The sequence below is a fragment of the Vibrio sp. Y176 genome, from assembly GCF_033438945.1.
Map to the genome: position 1 here is coordinate 330,973 of NZ_JAWOQS010000002.1, position 20,155 is coordinate 351,127.

The window sequence follows — 20,155 nt, forward strand, 5'->3', positions numbered from 1 at the left end:
GTGGTTGTATATCAATGAAAGGCATTGGCCAATCGCACACAGCGTGGGGGTGTTGTGGAGTCAGTCAGTTGAAATCAGCGTTATTGCTCGCTCACCTCAAGTTCAGTGGGTTTCTTTCGCTTAAACTTCTCGCGCAGAGATTGCATCATCACGAAGAACACTGGCGTCAGTAACGTGCCAACAAACGTAGAGAGAATCATGCCGCCGAATACCGCAAAGCCCAGTGAGTGACGAGATGCCGCACCGGCACCCGATGCAATCACCAACGGGAATACCCCCCAGATGAAGGCGAATGCGGTCATCTGTACTGCTCGGAAACGGATTCGAGCAGCTTCTTTGGCAGCATCAATGATGGATAAGCCCTTTTCTTCTCGCAGAACTTTGGCAAATTCCACGATAAGAATCGCCACTTTGGCGGACATACCAATCAAGATGACCACACCAATCTGCACGTACAAATCGAACGGTTGCCCCACCAGCAGTAGCGTGCCCATTGCGCCGAGAATAGCGACTGGAACCGCCATCATTACCGCAGCAGGAATAGTCCAACTTTCGTACTGAGCCACCAAGAACAAGTAGGTGAACAGCAAAGACAATGCGAACGCGATTGGCGCCATGTTGCCTGCTTTCATCTCTTGGTAAGTCATGCCTGACCACTCGTACGAGTAACCACTTGGCAAAGATTCCGCAGCCAGTTTTTCAATGGCTTTTACAACATCACCCGAGCTGTAACCTGGCGCTGGCGCACCGTTCACGGTTGCAGAACTGAACATGTTGTAGTTCGACAAGGTATCTGGGCCGAAGATCGGCTTCACTTTCACTAGCGTTGCCAGTGACACCATTTTTCCAGAGCTTGAGCGAACAAACAGATGGTTGATGTCGTCGATATTGTCACGGTATTGCTCTTCTGCTTGCACTTTCACTTGGTACGAACGACCAAACAAGTTGAAGTCAGAAATGTAGGCACCGCCCAACTGTGCTTGCAGTGTGCTGAAGATTTCATTCAACGGTACGCCCATCGAAATCGCTTTATCGCGATCAATATCGATGTAACGTTGCGGAATATTCGCACGGAAAATCGAGAACGCACGTGCCACTTCAGGCAGTTGGTTGATTTGGGCAACAAAATCAGCGGTTGTTTTTGCCAACTCTTGTGGAGAACGGCCCAAGTTGTCTTGCAGCACAAGGTTGAAACCATCCACCGCACCCATGCCTTTGATTGCCGGCGTCGCGAAAACGAACGAAGCGGCATCTGGCGTTGAGTTCAGCATTTGGTTAACTTTGTTCATCAACGCACGTTGGTGTAGCTCAGGGTCTTTACGTTTGCTCCAGTTATCCAGTTTGATGATCAACATGCCCGAGTTTGGAATCGACGCCATGTTAATTACCGAGAAGCCCGCAACCGAAACCACGTTCTCCACACCTTCCATCTGTTTTAGCTCATCAACGTACTTCTTCATTAATGGTGCAGTACGCTGCAATGCTGCTGCGTCTGGCAAACGCATTTCGACCATGAACACGCCTTTATCTTCGTTCGGTACGAAAGAGGAAGGTACGGTCATGAACGCAAATGCCAGCACCGCAATAAGCGCGCCATAAACACCGATACTCAGCACAATGCGACGGCTCAAGAAGCCAACTAAACCTTGGTATTTGCGCGTTATTGCCTCAAAACCTCGGTTAAACGCACGCAAAGGCGCAATAGGCTGAGAGTGAGTTGATTTCAACATCAACGCACAAAGCGCTGGCGTTAACGTTAATGCGTTGATCGCAGAGATCAGCACCGACACACAGATGGTGACTGCGAACTGGTTGAACATTCGACCGGAAATACCCGGCAATAGCGCAACCGGTACGAATACCGCCAACAAAATAAGCGTTGTTGCCAATACTGGCCCCGTCACTTCTTTCATAGCTTGGATCGTGGCCGGAATCGGGTCTAAATGCTCTTCATGGATAACCCGCTCCACGTTCTCTACCACGATGATCGCATCGTCCACCACGATACCGATGGCGAGGATCAAGCCAAACAACGAGATCGTGTTAATGGTCATGCCCATCACGCCCATGATTGCGAACGTCGCAATGATGGAAACCGGAATCGCTAAGGTTGGAATGATAGTCGCTCGCCAGTTCTGCAAGAAAACATACACAACGAAGGTGACAAGAAGTACCGCAATCACCAATGTCTCGTACACTTCATCAATCGATGTCTCTACGTATTCGGTAGAGTCATACGCGATGTCATAGACCAAATCATCTGGGAACGATTTCTCGTACTCTTTCATTGCCTCTTTCACGCGTTCCATCACGTCTAGCGCGTTCGCTGTCGGCAACTGGTACAATGCCAGAACGGCGGCTGGTTCGTTATTCATACGACCATCAGCTTCGTAACCTTGTGCGCCAACTTCCACACGAGCCACATCTTTCAAGCGAATCAAAGAACCTTTCTTGCTCGCACGAATGATGATGTTCTCGAACTCTTCCGCAGAAGTGAGTCGACCTTTGGTTTGCAAAACATATTGATATTGCTGATCACCTGGAGCTGGCATACCACCGATCTTACCCGCCGCCACTTGGATGTTTTGCGTTTTAATTGCGCCAATAACATCGCTAGCAGAAAGCTTCAAGGTAGCCAGTTTATTTGGGTTTAACCAAATACGCATTGAGTAGTCTTTCTTACCCAGCAGCGTAATGTCACTCATACCTTCGATACGTTTTAGACGCTCGACAATATTGAGATCCGCGTAGTTAGAAAGGTAGATACTGTCGTGAGACTGTTTCGGAGAACGCAGTGTGATAACGCCCAGCATGTCGGAAGATTTCTTCTTAACCGTCACACCGATTTGGTTTACTTCTTGTGGTAGAGACGACGTCGCCTGTGCCACCAAGTTGTTCACACGAACCTGCGCCATATCGCCATCTGCGCCCACTCGGAAGTAAATACGCAATGTGTATGAGCCATCGTTACCAATCACAGAAGACATGTAAATCATGTCTTCAACGCCGTTGACTTTGGCTTCTATCGGTTGTGCTACGGTCTTTTTAACCACGTCCGCGTTTGCACCCGGATACATGGTGCTCACCGTAATTACCGTTGGAGAGATTTGAGGATACTCAGAAATTGGCAAGACTTTCAGGGCGATCATACCCATCAATGTCATCGCCAGTGAGATCACCAAAGCAAACTTCGGCCGGTGAATGAAAAATTTACTTAACATCAGTACTCACTCAGCCTTGTTCACTCTGTAGTTCAACGTCTTTCACCGTTGCACCCGGACGCACTTTTTGTAGACCATTGACGATGACTTTTTCGTTAGCCGCCAAGCCAGTCAGCACAGCACGTTTCACACCGTAGGTCTGACCGAGTTCAACGTTACGACGTGACACCACGTGATCATCACCAACCACCATGACGTAGTCACCCGCTTGGTCTTGCTGAACAGCCGCCGATGGGATAAGCAAACCATCAATGGTTTTGTTGCGCAGCTTGATGGTCAAGTTGCCATATTCACCCGGCATAAGCGCGTAAGTTGGATTATCGAATTGTGCTTCTGCTCGAATTGAGCCTGTTTCTAAATCGATCTTATTGCCAACGGCGTAGATCTTGCCATCAAGCGGATACAATGAACCGTCTGAAAGGGTCAGTGTTAAATCAACATCCAGTTTGTCATCGTTACGATGAGCCACATCAATCGCACTTCTTACGCGGCGGTAGAGCTTCTCATCCACATCAAAGCCAAAGCGAATTGGGTCTACTTGAGTGATCGAAACAAGAGGAACGAGTTGAATTTTCGAAATACGGTCACCTACTCGGAAGTTGCTGAAACCCACACGACCAGAGAAAGGAGCACGCACAGAGCTAAATTCAAGATCGAGCCTTGCTGAAACCAGCGTCGCTTTCGCCTCTTCTACCGAAGCAATCGCTGCGGCGTGCGCAGCAATGGCGTCATCGTATCGCTGCTCACTGATGCTTTTATCTTTGATGAGTTTCTTCACACGTTCTGCATCACGCGTAGTTTGAACGAGTTGTGCTTTTGCTTTTTGCAACGACGCTTTTGCATACGCCAGTGCCGCTTTGTAAGGACGGTCGTCGATTTCAAACAGCAATTGGCCTTTTTCGACCATATCGCCATCTTTAAAATGAATCGCGGTTAATTCGCCACCGACTCGCGGCATAATATCAACGTCATTTACCGCTTCAGTTCGACCGATAAAATTATGATAAGGAGTGATTTTTGTTTCGGTTAGGGTAACGGTTTCAACAGAGGGTGCTTGGGCTGTTTTCGTTGCGATATCGCCAGTTTTGCATCCTGATAGTAATGCAGAAGATATAGCAATAGATACCAACGCAAATTTATATTTGGCTTTCATGATAAACCTACTTTATGTAGAAAGTGCTTTGGCCTAAATATTTAAATATATGGATAAACACACTTTCTATTCTGGAAATAAACGAGGGAGTTAGAATTGGTAGTTAAATTCGATGCGGTGATCACCATCACCGAAATTAACGTGATCATTCCAGTTTGCAAAGTAACGAATATTTGCGCGAGGATTAATTTGATAAGACAACGCAAACTCATGAGCCAAGATATTATCTTCACCCGCATAATAAGTATCTTTATATTGACTAGACCCTGACAACGTATGCATATACATTGGGTTGTAGTTAATCCAGATTTTATCGGTTAATTCAATTTTTGAGTACATACCCACAACAGTGAAAGTACCTGGAATTTCATAACCTTTGTCATCACCACTAAAATCATTAGCAATAGTGACACCCGCACCAGCTAAAGGAAATAGCTGCAACATACCAAACTTAGGTAGACCTTGAATAAAGCTATAAGATGCATCTAATTTATCGTTATCAACGTCGTAGTTTACATCTAATTGACGGCCTAGACCTTTTGCGACTTCTACTTGGAAATTACGTAGTCGGAAAGAGTCAATGCTGTCATCAACGTTGCCATATATTGGATCGTCATTGTCGCGAATGCCAAATAGCTCACCACCAATGCCTTTCATTTCAATGATGTTCATCGCCATGGTACCAGGCTGGCTAGATTGGTAAGTTTGACCGATTTTGATGTTCGCGCCTTTATCAGTAATACCAAAGCCAGCTTGGGTGTATACCGCAAGTGGGTCAGACATATCTTGTAGTTCTTCGTTATTGTTTGTCTGCGCATAGGCAGAAGACGCGAGTTGTAGGGCTGCAACCATAATGGCAACAGACGGTTTCACTAAATTCATAAAACTGTATCCATTTTAATGATTATAAAATTATTCACGTCATGAGGTCATCATAAATAGCAAGCAACACAACTCGCTTTGGATAACATAAATTATCAAAGCAAATTCAATAATGACGAAACATTCGACGCTTTAATTAAAATAAAATAAAGCATCGTAAAAGTTCAATCACCGCTACTTATATCTTATATAACTTGAAATTTGGTAATACTAACGAAGAAGGAAATATTAAAACTTATTAAAATTCAATTATCATTAGAACAAATGATTAATTAATCTTACCATATAAATAGAGAGTGCAATGGATTTATGTGATCACGTTCAATGTTTCATTTCGATCGTACAACACTCTTCATATTAATTAGAAAATTATAATAATTTAAAAAAACCTTAGTTTGATTAGCCCCGCATCAGATTAGAATAGTAGCCCTATAATAAATAAAAAGGGAATCACTCTCTGTGATTCCCTTTTATTATCGAGCGATAAAGCGCCGATGCATTTCGATAACTAAAACGCAAACAATTCGCACTATTGCAGTTTCTCTATTCCCATATTGAACAGTGCAAAACTATAAATATCTGCATTTGTCTCAATTATTTTACGCGTTGGTGTGCCTGCACCATGTCCTGCATTGGTTTCGATGCGAATTAAGGTCGGATTTGAACCCGCTTGCTTCGATTGCAACTCAGCAGCAAATTTGTATGAGTGAGCAGGAACAACACGGTCATCATGATCACCGGTTGTAATCAATGTTGCTGGGTATTCCACCCCCGCCTTTACATTGTGCACTGGCGAATAATCTTTCAGATATTGGAACATCTCTTTACTTTGCTCTGCCGTGCCGTAGTCATACGCCCAACCAGCACCTGCGGTAAAAGTATGGTAACGCAGCATATCCAGTACGCCGACTGCTGGCAGCGCCACTTTAAACAGCTCTGGACGTTGCGTCATAACGGCCCCCACTAACAAGCCACCATTCGATCCACCGTTAATGGCTAACTTGTTTGATGACGTTACCTTTTCATCAATTAGGAATTCAGCCGCAGCAATAAAGTCATCAAACACATTTTGCTTTTGCATTTGAATGCCAGCGTTGTGCCATTCTTTGCCATATTCCCCACCACCACGAATGTTCGCTACCGCGTAAACACCACCAAGCTCTAACCAAGCCGCACGTGTCGGGCTAAAAGATGGCGTGAGGCTAATGTTGAAACCGCCATAACCATATAGGATTGTTGGTGCACTGCCGTCCATCGGTGTCCCTTTTTTATAGGTGATGATCATCGGCACTTTTGTTCCGTCTTTTGAGGTGTAAAACACCTGGCGAGATTCATATAAAGCTGGATCAAATGGCGCTTTAGATTTGTAGTACACCTCGCTATCACCATCTTTGATGTTCAGACGATAGGTAGTGCTTGGCATCTTGTAGTTGGTGAAAGAGTAGTAGACTTCGGTTTCTTCTTTTTTCCCCGAGAAACCGTATGCGCTGCCAATATCAGGCAATTTGATTTCTCGGATGAGTTTGCCGTTCATGTCGTATTGCTTCACCATCGAGATCACATCAACAATATAGCTCGCAAACAAATTGCCACCCGCGGTAGAAACACGTAACACGTTCTTTGTTTCAGGAATCACATCTTTCCAGTTTTTGGGCTGCGGCTGACTTGCATCCACCGTCACGACGCGTTTGTTCGGCGCATTAAGGTTCGTAACCAAGTACAGTTTCGTGCCTTGGTTGTCTATCACCCAAGTATCAGAACTGGTGTTATCTAAAATGGTTTTGAGCGAGCTATTTGGCTTACTCAGGTCTTTGAAGAACAGTTTGTTGCCCGACGTCGATACGCTGGCTGAGATAAACAAGTAGCGTTCATCTTCCGACGTGTAACCCCCAACGTAGCGATACTTTTCGTCCTTTACACCACCGAAAATTAATTGGTCTTCACTTTGTTTCGTCCCTAGTTTATGAAAGTAGAGCTTGTGTTGGTCTGTCTTCGCGGAAAGTTCACTCCCTTTTGGCTTGTCATAACTTGAGTAATAGAAACCTTGATTGCCGAGCCAACTGATGCCGCTGAACTTAATATCCACCAGCGTTTCGCCGACGGGCTTTTTGGTTTCTGTGTCTAACACAATGACTTTGCGCCAATCGCTACCGCCTTCCGAAATGCTGTATGCAACCAAAGAACCATCACGTGAAAAGCTCACTCCCGCTAACGATGTGGTGCCATCTTCACTAAAAGTATTTGGATCGAGGAAAATTTCTGCTTCGCCATCACCTAACTGCCGATAAAGCACATCTTGGTTTTGTAGCCCGTCATTTTTGTAGAAATAAGTGAACTTACCCTCTTTGAACGGTTGGCTTTGCTTTTCGTAGTCCATGAGCTTAGTGATGCGCTCTTCAATCTGCTCGCGGTAAGGGATTTTCGACAGATAATCAAACGTCACTGCATTTTGTGCCTTAACCCATTCTGCGGTTTCTGGGCTGAGATCGTCTTCCAACCAGCGATAAGGATCACTCACTTTTGTACCAAAGTAGTCATCGACAACATCCACTTTTTGTGTGGTTGGATACGTGATGGTTTTCAGGGTTACCTGTTCAACCGACGATTGCGCCGCTTCATTTGCATACGCCACAGACAACACACTTCCGAGTGCGAGAGCCGTTGTGAGTGCTAGGGTGTTCTTTTTCATGAAATTCCTTTTTATTTTTCTGTTGTCTTTTTGTGCAATACATCAGAACTCTACTATATATCGACAAAATGAATCTAATTTCATTAAACGAGTTGTGAAAGCCATCCTAACTCCCTCATTTACTTCCAGTTCTACAAACTAGTAAGTGGAAGTGTAGAACTTGGGAACAATACTGAAGAGCTACGATGACGTTTACTCTCTTTCGTCTAAGTCAGCTCGATTTGGCGCAAAACCCCAGACTCAGAAGCGAAATCTTGGTCGTGACTAATCAGAACAAATCCACCTTTGTATACATTTAACGCCTGACTAAGCATTATTTTTGACTCGAGGTCGAGATGGTTATCTGGTTCATCAAGCAGCAGCAAAGGCTGAGAATTTTGGTGGCTGACTATCAGCATCGCGAGCTTCATCTTCTCGCCACCGCTCAGTAGGCGCCCCAATCGAAACACTGCATCTCGACGAAAACCGATCCCGGCCAATAAGGTCCTCGCTTCACTTTCCGTCATCTCTTGGCAGCTCTCCATTACGTTCTCAAGTAACGAAAGATTTGGATTCACTGCACCAAAATGTTGGTCGAGATAATACAAAGGCGTATTCACTTGCAACTCACCACTCTGCAACGATAACTCGCCAAGCAACGTCTTTAACAAGGTTGATTTTCCGCAGCCATTTCTCCCTTTGAGATGGACTTTGTCGTTCGCAAAAATCTGCAACGTGATAGGCGTAGAATTCCCAAAAGGTAATATACCTTCTTGTATCGACAACACTTTTCGCGAACGGTTCGGATTATCTGTAAGATAAAGCTTTTGCGCCTTGAGTTGCTCATGTCGCGATTGCAACGCCTGTTCTTTGGCTTGTAAATGCGCTTGTCTGAGTTGCTCATTCTTATTGCGATTTGAAGCGCTGGCGGTCGCGCTATCCTTTTTTCCATCAAGCAAAATTTTGGGCTGACTGCCGTCTTTGCGCAGTTTGTTCCCTTGCGCGGCGCGTTGGTCTGCTTTTTCGCGATTTTTCTGGGCTTGCTCGGCTAACCGTTTTTTCTGTTTATCGACTTGCGCTAACTGCCTCTCGACCGCTTGCAGTTCAGTGCGTTTTTTCTCGGCGTACACATCGTAATTTCCACCAAAAGCCTGTAAACCTAGGCCCGAGAGTTCCCAAATTTCCTCCATCTCTCGCAACAGCTCACGATCGTGACTGATGAGTAAAATCGCGCCGCTGAAATGCGTCATAGACTCTATCAACCATTGTTTCGCCTCGGTATCGAGGTGATTGGATGGTTCGTCGAGAATCAAAAGATCCGTTTCGTTTTCAAATAACTGCCATAACTGCAAACGCGCCAACTGACCACCACTGAGCCGAGCACAAGAGAAATCAGGGTCTTGCGGCAAGCCCATCGCAGCAAGCTGCTGTTTGAGTTTCAGTTCAATATCCCACTGTTCGCCAACCAGTTCGAACCAATGCTCAGAAACATCACCTTGTTCAATCTGCTTCAAAGCATGTAAGGCCGAGTCTGTTCCCAGAAATTGGGCGATCGATTGCTGACCTGAAAGCAGATCAGACGGCTGCTGGCGATACATCATGAAAGAAGAGGGAGCAGTCACAACACCGCTGGCAGGCTGAATTTCTCCCGCTAAAATGGAAGCCAAAAGCGACTTGCCGATGCCATTGCGCCCAACCAAACCAACACGTCGTTTAGTCATGGAACAAGAAATAGACTGGAATAGCGTATCGCCATTATCAAACTGATGGCTAACATTAAAAGCTTGTAAAACCGGCATAATTTGCCTCCTGTATGACAGGGACAACAGCCGTAGCTATGATTTGAAATTGCAACAAAACGCGTGCACAAACGCATTAAGCTCTATGTAAAGTTCGACGATATACGTCAAATCAAAAAGTCGTCTTGTTGCAAAGAAATATCGGAAAGTGAGCTACGCCTACTAACCCTGCAGATCCAAAAAATAAGTAAAAATATGGATGACAGGTTTAGTTCTTCATGTTGGCGTAATCTCCTAGAGAAATGATGCGCAGAGTGTAGCCGCTTTTTTGTTCAAAAAGCAAGCTTTCTAACCAAATGTGAACAAAAAGAAAGTTTCACAGTAAGTTGTTATATCACATTAACTTTTTAACAAGTCTTTGAACAATTTCGAGATCTTAGCAACACAATTTTTATCCAAGCCATACTATGCTTAGAGTAAAGATAATCCACATAAGGGCGTGGTTATGAAATACAAACATATCCTTGTTGCACTCGAACTGTCAGATGAAAGCACCGTGCTTATCGACAGAGCGGTATCAATGGCAAACTATCTCGACTCCGATATATCCTTTATTCATATTGATGGTACGCACGGAGAAATCTATCGTGAGCTTGTAGACATCAAAGAAAACCCGGATCAAAGGCCGTTGAATGAGCATTCAATGGAATGTTTAAAAACATTTAGTGATTACATGGATTACCCACTTAAACATTTCTTCGTAGGTACTGGCGACTTGGCTGATAAATTAGAGGTTACCATTAAAGAGCAAGAAGTGGATCTTCTGATTTGTGGTCACCACCAAGATTTCTGGAGCAAGATTATTTCTTACTCCAGACACTTAATTAACAAGTCACCGGTGGATATTCTAGTCGTCCCTATTCATGATTAGTAAAACGTAACGCTTCCCAAAACCACCAATTTATTTGGTGGTTTTTTATTGATATTGAAACAGCTTAAACAGTTTTCCAAACTAGCTTGGCGATCATTTATGAGTTACATTTTCTAACCAACCCGCGCTCCTACTGGGCATGGTTATTTAGATAGCAAGGATCCCTATGGCAAATAAAAAAGTACTCATTCTCTTTGCTCATCCTTCCCAGCATCGTTCAGAAGTGAATACTCCACTTTTCAAAGAAGCTCAAAAAATTGAAGGCGTGACATGTGTTGATCTCTATGGCGAATACCCTCGTTTCGATATTAATATCGACCGTGAGCAGCAACGCTTACGTGAGCATGACGTGGTGATTTTCCAATTCCCACTATATTGGTATTCAACGCCTGCGATTTTAAAAGAGTGGCAAGATCTGGTTTTGGAATATGGCTTTGCTTACGGTACAGATGGCACAGCACTGCAAGGCAAGACCATGCTTTGTGTGCTGTCTGCAGGGGGCAAAGAAGAAGCTTATAAGGCAGAGGGCTACAACCACTTTACGATTCGTCAACTGCTTGCGCCCATTGAACAAATGTCCGCACTGACCGGCATGAACTACATTGCCCCTCTCGCGATGTTTGGCGCACGTACAGCAGATGAAGAAGGGCGAATCCCTCGTCATGTTGAGCGGTACAAGAGCCTGCTAACAGCTTTAGTCGAAGATAGGTTGGATGTTGAAGCTGCGGCGTCATTAATCAAGCTTAACAGCGCATTGCCAGAGCTCATTAAGGAGGCTTCATGACAGGAATATTCTTACAAGCCTTCGTATATTTGATTGCTGCTGTAATTGCAGTCCCACTTGCTAAGCGTTTGGGACTTGGGTCCGTTTTAGGCTATCTCATCGCAGGTGTGGTCATTGGCCCAATTATCGGTTTAGTCGGTGAAGAAACAACAACAATCCAGCACTTTGCCGAGTTTGGCGTGGTGATGATGCTGTTTCTCGTTGGCTTAGAGCTCGAACCCAAAATGTTGTGGGCGATGCGCAATCGCTTAATGGGTTTAGGAGGTCTGCAAGTCGGCGGTACCGTCGCGGCGATTATGGGTATTGCCTTGTACTTTGACCAGCCTTGGACCATAGCCTTAGCCATAGGTTTGATCTTCGCCCTCTCTTCTACTGCGATTGTTTTGCAAACTTTTAGCGAAAAAGGATTAACGAAGACGGAAGGTGGACAAAACGCTTTCTCCGTGTTGCTTTTTCAAGATATTGCAGTGATACCAATGTTGGCGTTCATTCCCCTATTGGCCTTACCTGAATTAATTGAACAGGCACAGTCCGCGGCTCAAACAGCCGCAGCGCACCATGAAGAATTAAGCCTCGTTGCGGGGTTGCCAGGCTGGGCATACGGCATCGTAATCACAGCATCGATTGCAATCGTCGTCGTTGGTGGACACTTTTTAAGTCGACCGCTGCTCAATTATGTGGCTAGCTCTGGTTTGCGAGAAATCTTTACCGCAACTGCACTCATGCTTGTCATTGGTATCGCTGCACTGATGAGTTTAGTGGGCTTATCTCCTGCCTTAGGAACCTTCTTGGCTGGCGTTGTATTGGCGAACAGTGAATTCCGCCACGAGTTAGAGTCCAACATCGAACCATTTAAAGGCTTATTGTTAGGTCTGTTCTTTATTACCGTTGGCGCAGGGATCAACTTCTCGGTTCTATTTGGTGATTTCTGGCTGATCATGGCGCTGACCATTGGCGTGATGGTATTGAAAGCCTTGGTGCTGTTTATTCTTGCACTGATATTTAGGGTGAAAGGCAGCAACCGCTGGCTGTTTACCCTAAGCTTGGCTCAAGCAGGTGAATTCGGCTTTGTGCTTCTAAGCTTTTCAGTGCAAAACCACGTCATCCCATTTGAACTCTCACAAACTCTTGCGTTAGTGGTTGCGATTTCGATGTTCCTGACACCAGGTTTGTTTATTCTGTTTGATAGAGTGATTCTGCCGCGCTTTGAAAGCCAGTCAAATGGACGCGAAAGCGATACGATTGAGGAAACAGGCACGGTGATCATCGCCGGCATCGGCCGCTTTGGACAAATAGTGAATCGCCTATTGGTATCAAACGGCGTGACTACCGTGGTACTTGACCATCAATCTGACCAAGTCGATAACATGCGCCAGATTGGCACTCGCGCCTATTTTGGCGACGCGACTCGACCAGATATGCTACATACAGCCGGCATTGAGCACGCCGCTGCGTTGGTTGTGGCGATTGATAACCAAGAATCGAGTGTAGAACTGGTGAAGTACGTTAAGCACACGTACCCAAAAGTAACAGTGATTGCACGTGCCTTTGACCGTGGACATGGCTATCTTTTGCGTCAAGCGGGGGCTGATATTATTGAATCAGAGACCTACCATTCTGCATTGGAGATGGGCGGTCACACAATGAAAGCCCTTGGCATTCACCCCTTCTTTGTTGAACAACAGAAGACGACATATAAGCGTGTTGAAGCACGTAAGTCAGAAATACTTTACAAAGCTTGGGAAGATGATTCTGAAGGTGAACGCTATGACAACAATTTCCGACAACTGTTTATTCAGTTAGAGGAGAAAATGGCGGAAGAGATGCAAAAAGATCGTCATGACAAACTATCGCGGTCAGAACGTGGTTGGACACCGCCACCTAAAGGTTACGCCGATGACTTTAATGAAGATAACGTCCAAGAGCTAACACCACCAAGAGAAGAGCCTATCCAACGATAACGCACTCCATATTAAAAACCTCCCACTTGGGAGGTTTTTATTTTTTCAGTACAGAGCCACACGCCGTGCAGGATAAAATGATCTTCTCGATATTACATAAGATCATTCATTAAAATCTCATACTCTTCGTTTGCTTCTTCCACTAAATGAGAAAGCTCTAACGCATCAGTAACTGCAAGATTGAACTGCCACGGAGTTGTGTCTTCTTTACCACAGATTCGAGTTTCACACCCACGACTCTCAAAAGACAAATCATCAAACTCTGTGATGTGGCGCTCTTGAAGTTCAACAATCTCAACTTCTAATTTACCGACAGGATTGACTTTAACGTGGGCATGTAACTCCGAACTGTTAGACAAACAATAATCTCTATGAACCGCAATCATGGCCGCCTCCTTGGTCTGCCAACTGACAACTCAACATTGAGTGTAGACGAGGGATTTTGAACGTGGCGTGAAATAATAATGAAGATTGATCTGTCTCATTAGAACAGACAATTGTTGTCATGAAGGCATGAGCCAGTATGAATCTCATCTGATTTAAATTGTTCTGAGATCGTAATAGTTGGCATTTACCGAGACTTTCCCTATTATCGAAACAAAATTACTGTGGTCATTCTTTAGAGGTCAGTATGGAGCTTGAAGCCGTTGCTAAAGCACTAAAAGAGTTAGGGCATCCGACTCGTTTAAGTATTTACAAAGAAGTCGTCAAAGCGGGATACAAAGGTATCGCGGTAGGCGGCGTACAAGAAAAGCTTGGCATTCCAGCATCCACTCTCTCTCATCATATCTCGAGCCTTGCTTCAGCTGGTCTTCTCACCCAGCGCCGCGAGGGTAGAACCCTTTTTTGTGTTGCAGAGTATCAGTGCTTAGATGACGTAATTGGTTTTTTAAAAGCAGAATGTTGCGTTAACGAGTGCTCATAAATTTCTAGCAAAAACGAGAGAGTTTGAGTTTCTATTGAACTTCAGCAGAACGTGAATGACGATGAAAAACATACACACCGAAGTTGCTAAGCTCGGTGTGTACATCTTCTAGTTCGCGACAAGTAACATCGACGACTTAGATGGTACGATTAACTTACCGTCACTTGGAATGATTTGTTCTGTCATCAAATCAACCCAATTACCACCGATTTTTAATGTCAAAGACTGTTGACGCTGTGATTTATTAAGCACCACAATACCTTTGTCACCTCGCTTAAGTACGAGCATGTCATCGTTACCTTCAAGAACACTCATCGGCTCGCCATGCGTCATATTATGGAACTGGATCATTTTTGCCATTCTCGGATCGCTCCATGCACCCTGCCATCTTGGCTGACCATTTTTACCTTTAATACCGCTAGTGTTTAAGTCGGTATAAATCAACGGCACACCACCATCTCGGCCTAGAATATAGGCATAAGCTAACCATTCGTTTTCCTCGTCCATGATGAGATCAAGAAAGACATCATTGTTAGGAATATCATGTGTGATAGCAAATGTAATCGCACGACCAGGCGAAAGGGCCTGACCGAAACAGTATGGGTCAATCAACGACTTGAAACTGCCCTTTTTGGCAAACGCCTTAAAAATGGTCGAGAACAACGGGAAATCGTAAGCGCCTAAGCGAGTTTCCTGTAAATACGGCTCAAGAAACAGCTGATACTCTTCTTCCGTCGCACCGCCATCGGTAATAATTTCGCCAAATATGTGCACATCCCGCGTGATGTCGTCTGTCCAAACACGCTTAAGATGCTCTAACGTCATGTGTTTCGCAGCGTCAATACGAAAACCTTTCACACCAATAGCTTTCAGCGCCGTTAGGTACGCTCGCTGCTGTTCAACGACATGGTCACAAACACGAAGAGTTGGCAAGCCAGGGTCGGTTGGCCCACCTGTGATACGTCCGTTTTGAACCTGCCACTTATCTTTCCAGTCTTTGATGCCGAATGCTTCAACAAAGTCCTCTTCATCAAAAAGTGGTTGAGATAGATCGCCAAACAACGCTAGCGACTGATATTTCTGTTTGTTGTTCTGGTATTCCTCCAAGACCTCTTGTCTTGGGTACTGAAGGTCTCTGCGAAGGTGGGCCTCATTTGCCATATGGTTAAACACTACGTCGGCATAAACCCACACACCAACTTGCTCCAGTTCACGAACCATATGAATAAAATCTTTGGTATCACCCAAGGCATTATCGATAACACGATAATCCTGTGGTTGATAACGCTGCCACCAGCGCTCATCGTGTGCGCTTTTCATTGGTGGCGAAACCAACACAGAGCCATAACCAAGCTCGCGGATTTCTTTTGCTCGTTGGGCAATGTCAGCATACTTCCAATCAAACGCATGTAAGATAACGTTTGCACCGAATGATTGTGTTTCCTGTGAGCCACTCATGTTGTTCTCCTGCTCGTTTCCACTCACGATTACTTGTTTGCATTTTTTTGTGAGTGAATTCAATAATCGAAATTATAAAAGCTATTCATCAGAGGCACTCACCCTTTTAGCACTAACTCAAGGCTGAAATCGAAGGCGTAGCGACTCATCCATTGCACAGCGATAAATCGTTCTGAGTGAATAACGGGCACACGACATACAACCCGAACAGACCAACACAAAACTAAGGCATTGTTTTGATTAACAAAAACTTAAATTCAAAAAGATAGAACATAAGACCTATGTACGCCCTAAAATAGGCCCAAAGGATAAAAATAGCCAAGCCAACCCGTTGAGTAATCAATTGTTAATAAAACGAAACTGGCAGATGGATCACGTTTGGCGCGTTTCAAAAATCCAGTAAATCACCATACCTAGCGTTAAAAGACTAAAGATTTCTGTTTGTATCTGTCCCGAAATGACTTCAAAATGCGAAACTTAGCTTATCTCTATGGGGTATGCTCTACCTTGGAGGATAATAATGAATATCAAAGAATTTTCTGACCTCGTCGGGCTATCTGCTCATACACTTCGATACTATGAAAAAATCGGTTTACTTAAACATGTCCATAGAAACGCGAGTGGACATCGAATGTATAGTTCGAAAGATCTAAACTGGATAAGCTTTGTTAAGCGTTTAAAAGAAACTGCAATGCCACTTGAAGAGATTCTAGAGTATGCCAAATTAAGGGAAGTCGGCTCTCAATCTGTACCACAACGTCAAGCCCTGTTAGAACGCCACCAAGAAAACCTCAAACGCCACATTGAACAACAGAAAAAGCACTTATCGGCTCTAGAAGAAAAAATTGCCTTGTATAAAAGCGGAAAAGTTCGTTGACTTAGAGTTAACTCTAACGATTAAGGTGTGTTTACGTTTATTCACTAGGAACATACCGATGGAACAATCACGCTTTAACAAAGGATTAGAACTACTCTCTCAAATTGATGGCGACGCTGGTCATAATGTCATCGAAAGCTTACAAGATATTTGTCCAGATTTAGCTCAGTACACCATTGAGTATCCGTTTGGCGATATTTATGCTCGCCCGGGCTTAGACCTAAAATCGAGAGAAATCGCAACCGTCGCCGCGCTAACGGCAATGGGGAATTGCGCGCCGCAACTAAAAGTGCACTTAAATGCAGCGCTGAATGTAGGCTGTAGCGAGGATGAGATTAAAGAGATCATTTTGCAGATGTCCGTCTACGCAGGGTTTCCCGCGGCATTAAACGGCATGTTTGCATTCAAAGAAGTGCTAGCGGAAAGAGCAGAGCAATAACGACGTTGAAATCAATTTAACCGCAATTAAAAACGGCCCTTGGGGTTCGGGCCGTGATTAAAACAACGAGTGAATTAGCGCTCAGGAGTTTCAAGCAGTTTAACCGCGCAATCTACCGCGTTGTTAATGCCTTGACTGCTCTCCAACTTGCCTGAACTTGCAGGACCAAGAGCACAAGAATACAAAGCCAGCTGCTTATCGAACGGCAGATCCAACTGTTCATAGAGATTTTGTCGGATTCTTGCATGTTGTTCTGGTTCTTGGTTAGCAAGGCTAATCAACGTTTCATAAATAAGCGTTTTCATGTCTTTCCCTTTTCACTTTATTGCACGGGGTGCATATATATTGTATCCATTTGGGAAACACAAATCAGAAGCTAGGTCACAGAACGCGTCGCTAAAAAAGTTTATGTGCGCGGTAAATTGCAATACAAACCTAAAGCCGTTTAGAAAAAGGGCAACTGATAACTCGATAGATCAGCCGATTAACTAGCATTCGCCGCTGTTTGTTTATAATCGTGTCCGATATAAACAAAAACGTCGCTGTATCAGCGACGTTTTATCTCGACTTTAGTTAATCGAACCTGTTTAGTCGAAGTGCACTAGCATTTCAACGTCATCGCCTTGCTCTGGAGCCTGAAGAGCGAAGTGCACGTACCCTGCTTCAGTAACAGGAATCGCAAGGTATTCATTGCTGCCTGCATAGTTGGACGCATACTCGTGCTGCTCTACTGTAGGCCAATGCTCCCTACTCGCGTATAGATCGACATTACCAGTTTGAGAGTGAGCCGTTAGCCATACACGAACCTCTTCAACACCTTCAGGCACATAAACTGCTGCATAACGCTGCTTGTGAACGGTAAGCATTTTGGCTTCACCAGACTCTAATACCACAGGTGCTAAATCATCTTGCACTTGGGTTGGCGGTGTTTGCGCTTCCACTTCTAACGCAGCCACAAGATTCACTGAGTCATAGCTATCACGTCCAGTTAAGCTGATGTAGTAACGACCCGCTTTAACGTAACCATCTTGCTCTGGTTCAAACACAATCTCTTCATTGCTGCCATCAGCATATTGACTCATTTCGAAATCATAGTAATGCGCGACTTTGTTGTAGCTCATGTAAAGATCCGCATCACCCGCACCCTCAATAGATACATTGAAGTTAACGGTGTTGGCTGGAACATCAACGTAGAACAGTTTTTCGCTGTATGCTTCGCCACTGAGCTGAAGGCTTTGGTTCGCCGTCAATTCAGTCACTTGTGCTTCAGGGCTTGTTGGTTCTGTTGGCTCTTCTGGGTCTGTATCAGGTTGCTCAGGTTCCACTTTTAATGTGTCCAACCAACGTTCAAACTCAGCATCGTATTGTTGACCTAAAGACGTCACCTGCTGTGCCCATTGTTCGAACTGGCCAGAGCGCGACAATGCCAACAAGCTTTCGACGTCTTGTGGATGATTTTCTAACATGAATCGAACAGCTAGATAACCCCAACGATAGATACGATTGGTATCGTGAGAGTACGTGGTATCAAACACAGTGGAAAGGCTCAGTTTACCATCTGCAATCAGCTCAATCGCAGCTTGGTAACCTTGCTTGTAATGCATGTATTCAGCAAAACCTTCTAGCCACCAAACAATATGACCATGAGCCAAGTTATCGCTGAACGAACCGTATTGGTTAAATCGTGCATCTAAATAGTGCGTGTATTCATGTTCTAGGTTCAAGATAGAGAGATCTTCACCATTCGCGTAGCGATAAGCGACGAAACGCGCAGTATTGTCCGCTTTTGAAGGGTCACCTTCTAGGTACTGACCACCGTTGTCCGTTGTATTACCAAATAGGAATGAAGAGTAATCAACGTAACTAGTGTTACTCGCGAATACCGCCACTTCAACACGATCATTCAAATCATCAGCGACAGGTTGATTACCCGTATTCGCAACTCGATGGAAGTCGGCTTCTTTTGCCGCTAGCACTTCACACGCTTTCGCTGCTTGAGCATCGGTCAGATCCTCAGAGCGAATAATGGCAGGTCCCTGACATTCAAAACGATTTGGCATTACACGTGCAGCTAAATCTTGCTTGGCTTGCTCAATATTCAGACCATTTAGGCCTTCTGGTGCGTAGTAGCTCATCATTTCAACGGCAGCAAGCCATAGTTTGTCATGCTCACTACCCAGTGGATAACGCTGCATCACCTGTTGCATTACTGCCAATGCTTTGCGTTTGGTCTCCTGATCTGGGCTCGCGAGCAAACGACCAGTTTCACGTAATGCATTGAAAACGATAAAGCTTGCATCCGTATCTAATGCCCAAGCATTATCAGATGCGAATTTCACCAACGTATCAATATGGTGTGTATTGTTTGCCATGTATCGGTAGAACGCATCGTTCGCCGCATGGCCTGCCATAGAGCGGAACAAGTTGTTTAAACCATCGACCCATTGCGTGTCCTGCGCGGTTTCACGATTAAAGTGCATCAACGCGGCCATCATGCTATCCATGGTCAGCGGCAACTGCTTAACGTTATCAACCATCAAAGTCAGGCTCTTCATTGCACCAACTTGTTCACGACCTTGATCCAAAGCATGAGGGTTGTTTAGGAATAGGTTCGTCGACTGAGCAAAACGCTGACTCAACGCTTGCGAAAACTCAGGTGTACCAGTACCAGCGTTGTAGCGAACGTAGTAGGCCGCTCGAATAAATTCGCCTAGGTTCTCTAGAATACGAGCTTGATCTGCTTCACCACGATAGCGAGCGATTTCTTGATCCAGCGCGACTTGGATACGGCTTAGGCTCGCTTCACTATAGATATCATTCAGCGTTTCTGAAGGTGCTGAAAACCAAGCGTGGTAGCAATCATACTCAGCACCAGAAACGGCAGTAGCCAGATCTCGCGATTGTTGTAAATCAGCAACAGCACACTGATTTTGTGCAAAAGAGAAGCCAGACACACTCGCTAGCATACAAGCAAGCGCCAAACGATGGCGCGGGAAAAAACGGATATGAGACATAACAACACTCATTGATTATTAACATACATTGAGTGGGGATTTATATTCTTTACAGCTCAAACAGTGAAATCAGTGTCATAAAATTTATGAAACCGCTCCCAAA

General features: G+C 44.8%; 15 protein-coding genes. 6 read left to right on the top strand and 9 right to left on the bottom strand.

Features of this window, described 5'->3' with window-relative positions:
• Positions 1–80: 80 nt before the first annotated feature.
• The 5 genes from vmeQ to R7O13_RS05725 all read right to left on the bottom strand — a co-directional run bounded on the left by vmeQ (position 81) and on the right by R7O13_RS05725 (position 9,723).
• Positions 81–3,221 carry an efflux RND transporter permease subunit VmeQ gene (gene vmeQ, locus R7O13_RS05705; protein WP_053350523.1) on the bottom strand — a complete coding sequence of 1,047 codons (3,141 nt, stop codon included), beginning with the start codon at positions 3,219–3,221 and terminating at the stop codon, positions 81–83.
• 10 nt (positions 3,222–3,231) lie between these two features.
• Positions 3,232–4,374 (bottom strand): efflux RND transporter periplasmic adaptor subunit, encoded by a 1,143-nt coding sequence (vmeP, locus tag R7O13_RS05710; RefSeq protein WP_213893308.1) that lies wholly within the window; start codon positions 4,372–4,374, stop codon positions 3,232–3,234.
• A 90-nt stretch (positions 4,375–4,464) separates the two neighbouring features.
• On the bottom strand, positions 4,465–5,256 hold the full coding sequence (locus R7O13_RS05715) for a hypothetical protein (protein WP_213873891.1): 792 nt from the start codon (positions 5,254–5,256) through the stop codon (positions 4,465–4,467).
• Between the two features lie 529 nt (positions 5,257–5,785).
• Positions 5,786–7,945 (bottom strand): prolyl oligopeptidase family serine peptidase, encoded by a 2,160-nt coding sequence (locus R7O13_RS05720; RefSeq protein WP_318303257.1) that lies wholly within the window; start codon positions 7,943–7,945, stop codon positions 5,786–5,788.
• A gap of 206 nt (positions 7,946–8,151) precedes the next feature.
• Entirely contained in the window at positions 8,152–9,723 is a 1,572-nt protein-coding gene (locus R7O13_RS05725; protein WP_033906795.1) for an ATP-binding cassette domain-containing protein, read from the bottom strand.
• A 445-nt stretch (positions 9,724–10,168) separates the two neighbouring features.
• Here R7O13_RS05725 and R7O13_RS05730 point away from each other — a divergent pair, with 445 nt between their 5' ends.
• From R7O13_RS05730 to R7O13_RS05740, 3 genes are all read left to right on the top strand, one after another.
• Positions 10,169–10,594 carry a universal stress protein gene (locus R7O13_RS05730; protein ID WP_005375398.1) on the top strand — a complete coding sequence of 142 codons (426 nt, stop codon included), beginning with the start codon at positions 10,169–10,171 and terminating at the stop codon, positions 10,592–10,594.
• A gap of 166 nt (positions 10,595–10,760) precedes the next feature.
• On the top strand, positions 10,761–11,378 hold the full coding sequence (locus R7O13_RS05735) for an NAD(P)H-dependent oxidoreductase (protein WP_005375391.1): 618 nt from the start codon (positions 10,761–10,763) through the stop codon (positions 11,376–11,378).
• Positions 11,375–13,339, top strand: a complete 1,965-nt coding sequence (locus R7O13_RS05740; protein ID WP_318303259.1) for a monovalent cation:proton antiporter-2 (CPA2) family protein — start codon at positions 11,375–11,377, stop codon at positions 13,337–13,339. The genes R7O13_RS05735 and R7O13_RS05740 overlap by 4 nt, the downstream gene beginning before the upstream one ends.
• Positions 13,340–13,431: 92 nt before the next feature.
• Here R7O13_RS05740 and R7O13_RS05745 read toward each other — a convergent pair whose 3' ends face one another.
• Positions 13,432–13,725: a hypothetical protein gene (locus tag R7O13_RS05745; protein ID WP_213885188.1), complete on the bottom strand. Its 294-nt coding sequence runs from the start codon at positions 13,723–13,725 to the stop codon at positions 13,432–13,434.
• Positions 13,726–13,970: 245 nt separating this feature from the next.
• Between R7O13_RS05745 and R7O13_RS05750 the strand changes: the two genes are divergently transcribed.
• The gene (locus tag R7O13_RS05750; RefSeq protein WP_005375388.1) at positions 13,971–14,264 is read left to right on the top strand and encodes an ArsR/SmtB family transcription factor; all 294 of its coding nucleotides are present in this window, start codon (positions 13,971–13,973) and stop codon (positions 14,262–14,264) included.
• A gap of 108 nt (positions 14,265–14,372) precedes the next feature.
• Here the strand turns inward: R7O13_RS05750 and R7O13_RS05755 are convergent, their stop codons facing one another.
• Positions 14,373–15,722: an alpha-amylase family protein gene (locus R7O13_RS05755; RefSeq protein WP_258515296.1), complete on the bottom strand. Its 1,350-nt coding sequence runs from the start codon at positions 15,720–15,722 to the stop codon at positions 14,373–14,375.
• 520 nt (positions 15,723–16,242) lie between these two features.
• Here R7O13_RS05755 and R7O13_RS05760 point away from each other — a divergent pair.
• Positions 16,243–16,599, top strand: coding sequence for a MerR family transcriptional regulator (locus R7O13_RS05760; protein WP_047101703.1), 357 nt, complete (start codon positions 16,243–16,245; stop codon positions 16,597–16,599).
• Positions 16,600–16,657: 58 nt separating this feature from the next.
• Positions 16,658–17,038 (top strand): carboxymuconolactone decarboxylase family protein, encoded by a 381-nt coding sequence (locus tag R7O13_RS05765; RefSeq protein WP_054728771.1) that lies wholly within the window; start codon positions 16,658–16,660, stop codon positions 17,036–17,038.
• A 74-nt stretch (positions 17,039–17,112) separates the two neighbouring features.
• Here the strand turns inward: R7O13_RS05765 and R7O13_RS05770 are convergent, their stop codons facing one another.
• Complete coding sequence (locus R7O13_RS05770) at positions 17,113–17,343, bottom strand: PAS factor family protein (protein WP_005375384.1); 231 nt, start codon at positions 17,341–17,343, stop codon at positions 17,113–17,115.
• Positions 17,344–17,625: 282 nt separating this feature from the next.
• Positions 17,626–20,052, bottom strand: a complete 2,427-nt coding sequence (locus tag R7O13_RS05775) for a M9 family metallopeptidase (protein WP_167415911.1) — start codon at positions 20,050–20,052, stop codon at positions 17,626–17,628.
• Positions 20,053–20,155 lie beyond the last annotated feature (103 nt).

Coding starts and splice junctions, on each gene's coding strand:
- vmeQ (WP_053350523.1), bottom strand. CDS start 3,221: ATGTTAAGTAAATTTTTCATTCACCGGCCGAAGTTTGCTTTGGTGATC.
- vmeP (WP_213893308.1), bottom strand. CDS start 4,374: ATGAAAGCCAAATATAAATTTGCGTTGGTATCTATTGCTATATCTTCT.
- R7O13_RS05715 (WP_213873891.1), bottom strand. CDS start 5,256: ATGAATTTAGTGAAACCGTCTGTTGCCATTATGGTTGCAGCCCTACAA.
- R7O13_RS05720 (WP_318303257.1), bottom strand. CDS start 7,945: ATGAAAAAGAACACCCTAGCACTCACAACGGCTCTCGCACTCGGAAGT.
- R7O13_RS05725 (WP_033906795.1), bottom strand. CDS start 9,723: ATGCCGGTTTTACAAGCTTTTAATGTTAGCCATCAGTTTGATAATGGC.
- R7O13_RS05730 (WP_005375398.1), top strand. CDS start 10,169: ATGAAATACAAACATATCCTTGTTGCACTCGAACTGTCAGATGAAAGC.
- R7O13_RS05735 (WP_005375391.1), top strand. CDS start 10,761: ATGGCAAATAAAAAAGTACTCATTCTCTTTGCTCATCCTTCCCAGCAT.
- R7O13_RS05740 (WP_318303259.1), top strand. CDS start 11,375: ATGACAGGAATATTCTTACAAGCCTTCGTATATTTGATTGCTGCTGTA.
- R7O13_RS05745 (WP_213885188.1), bottom strand. CDS start 13,725: ATGATTGCGGTTCATAGAGATTATTGTTTGTCTAACAGTTCGGAGTTA.
- R7O13_RS05750 (WP_005375388.1), top strand. CDS start 13,971: ATGGAGCTTGAAGCCGTTGCTAAAGCACTAAAAGAGTTAGGGCATCCG.
- R7O13_RS05755 (WP_258515296.1), bottom strand. CDS start 15,722: ATGAGTGGCTCACAGGAAACACAATCATTCGGTGCAAACGTTATCTTA.
- R7O13_RS05760 (WP_047101703.1), top strand. CDS start 16,243: ATGAATATCAAAGAATTTTCTGACCTCGTCGGGCTATCTGCTCATACA.
- R7O13_RS05765 (WP_054728771.1), top strand. CDS start 16,658: ATGGAACAATCACGCTTTAACAAAGGATTAGAACTACTCTCTCAAATT.
- R7O13_RS05770 (WP_005375384.1), bottom strand. CDS start 17,343: ATGAAAACGCTTATTTATGAAACGTTGATTAGCCTTGCTAACCAAGAA.
- R7O13_RS05775 (WP_167415911.1), bottom strand. CDS start 20,052: ATGTCTCATATCCGTTTTTTCCCGCGCCATCGTTTGGCGCTTGCTTGT.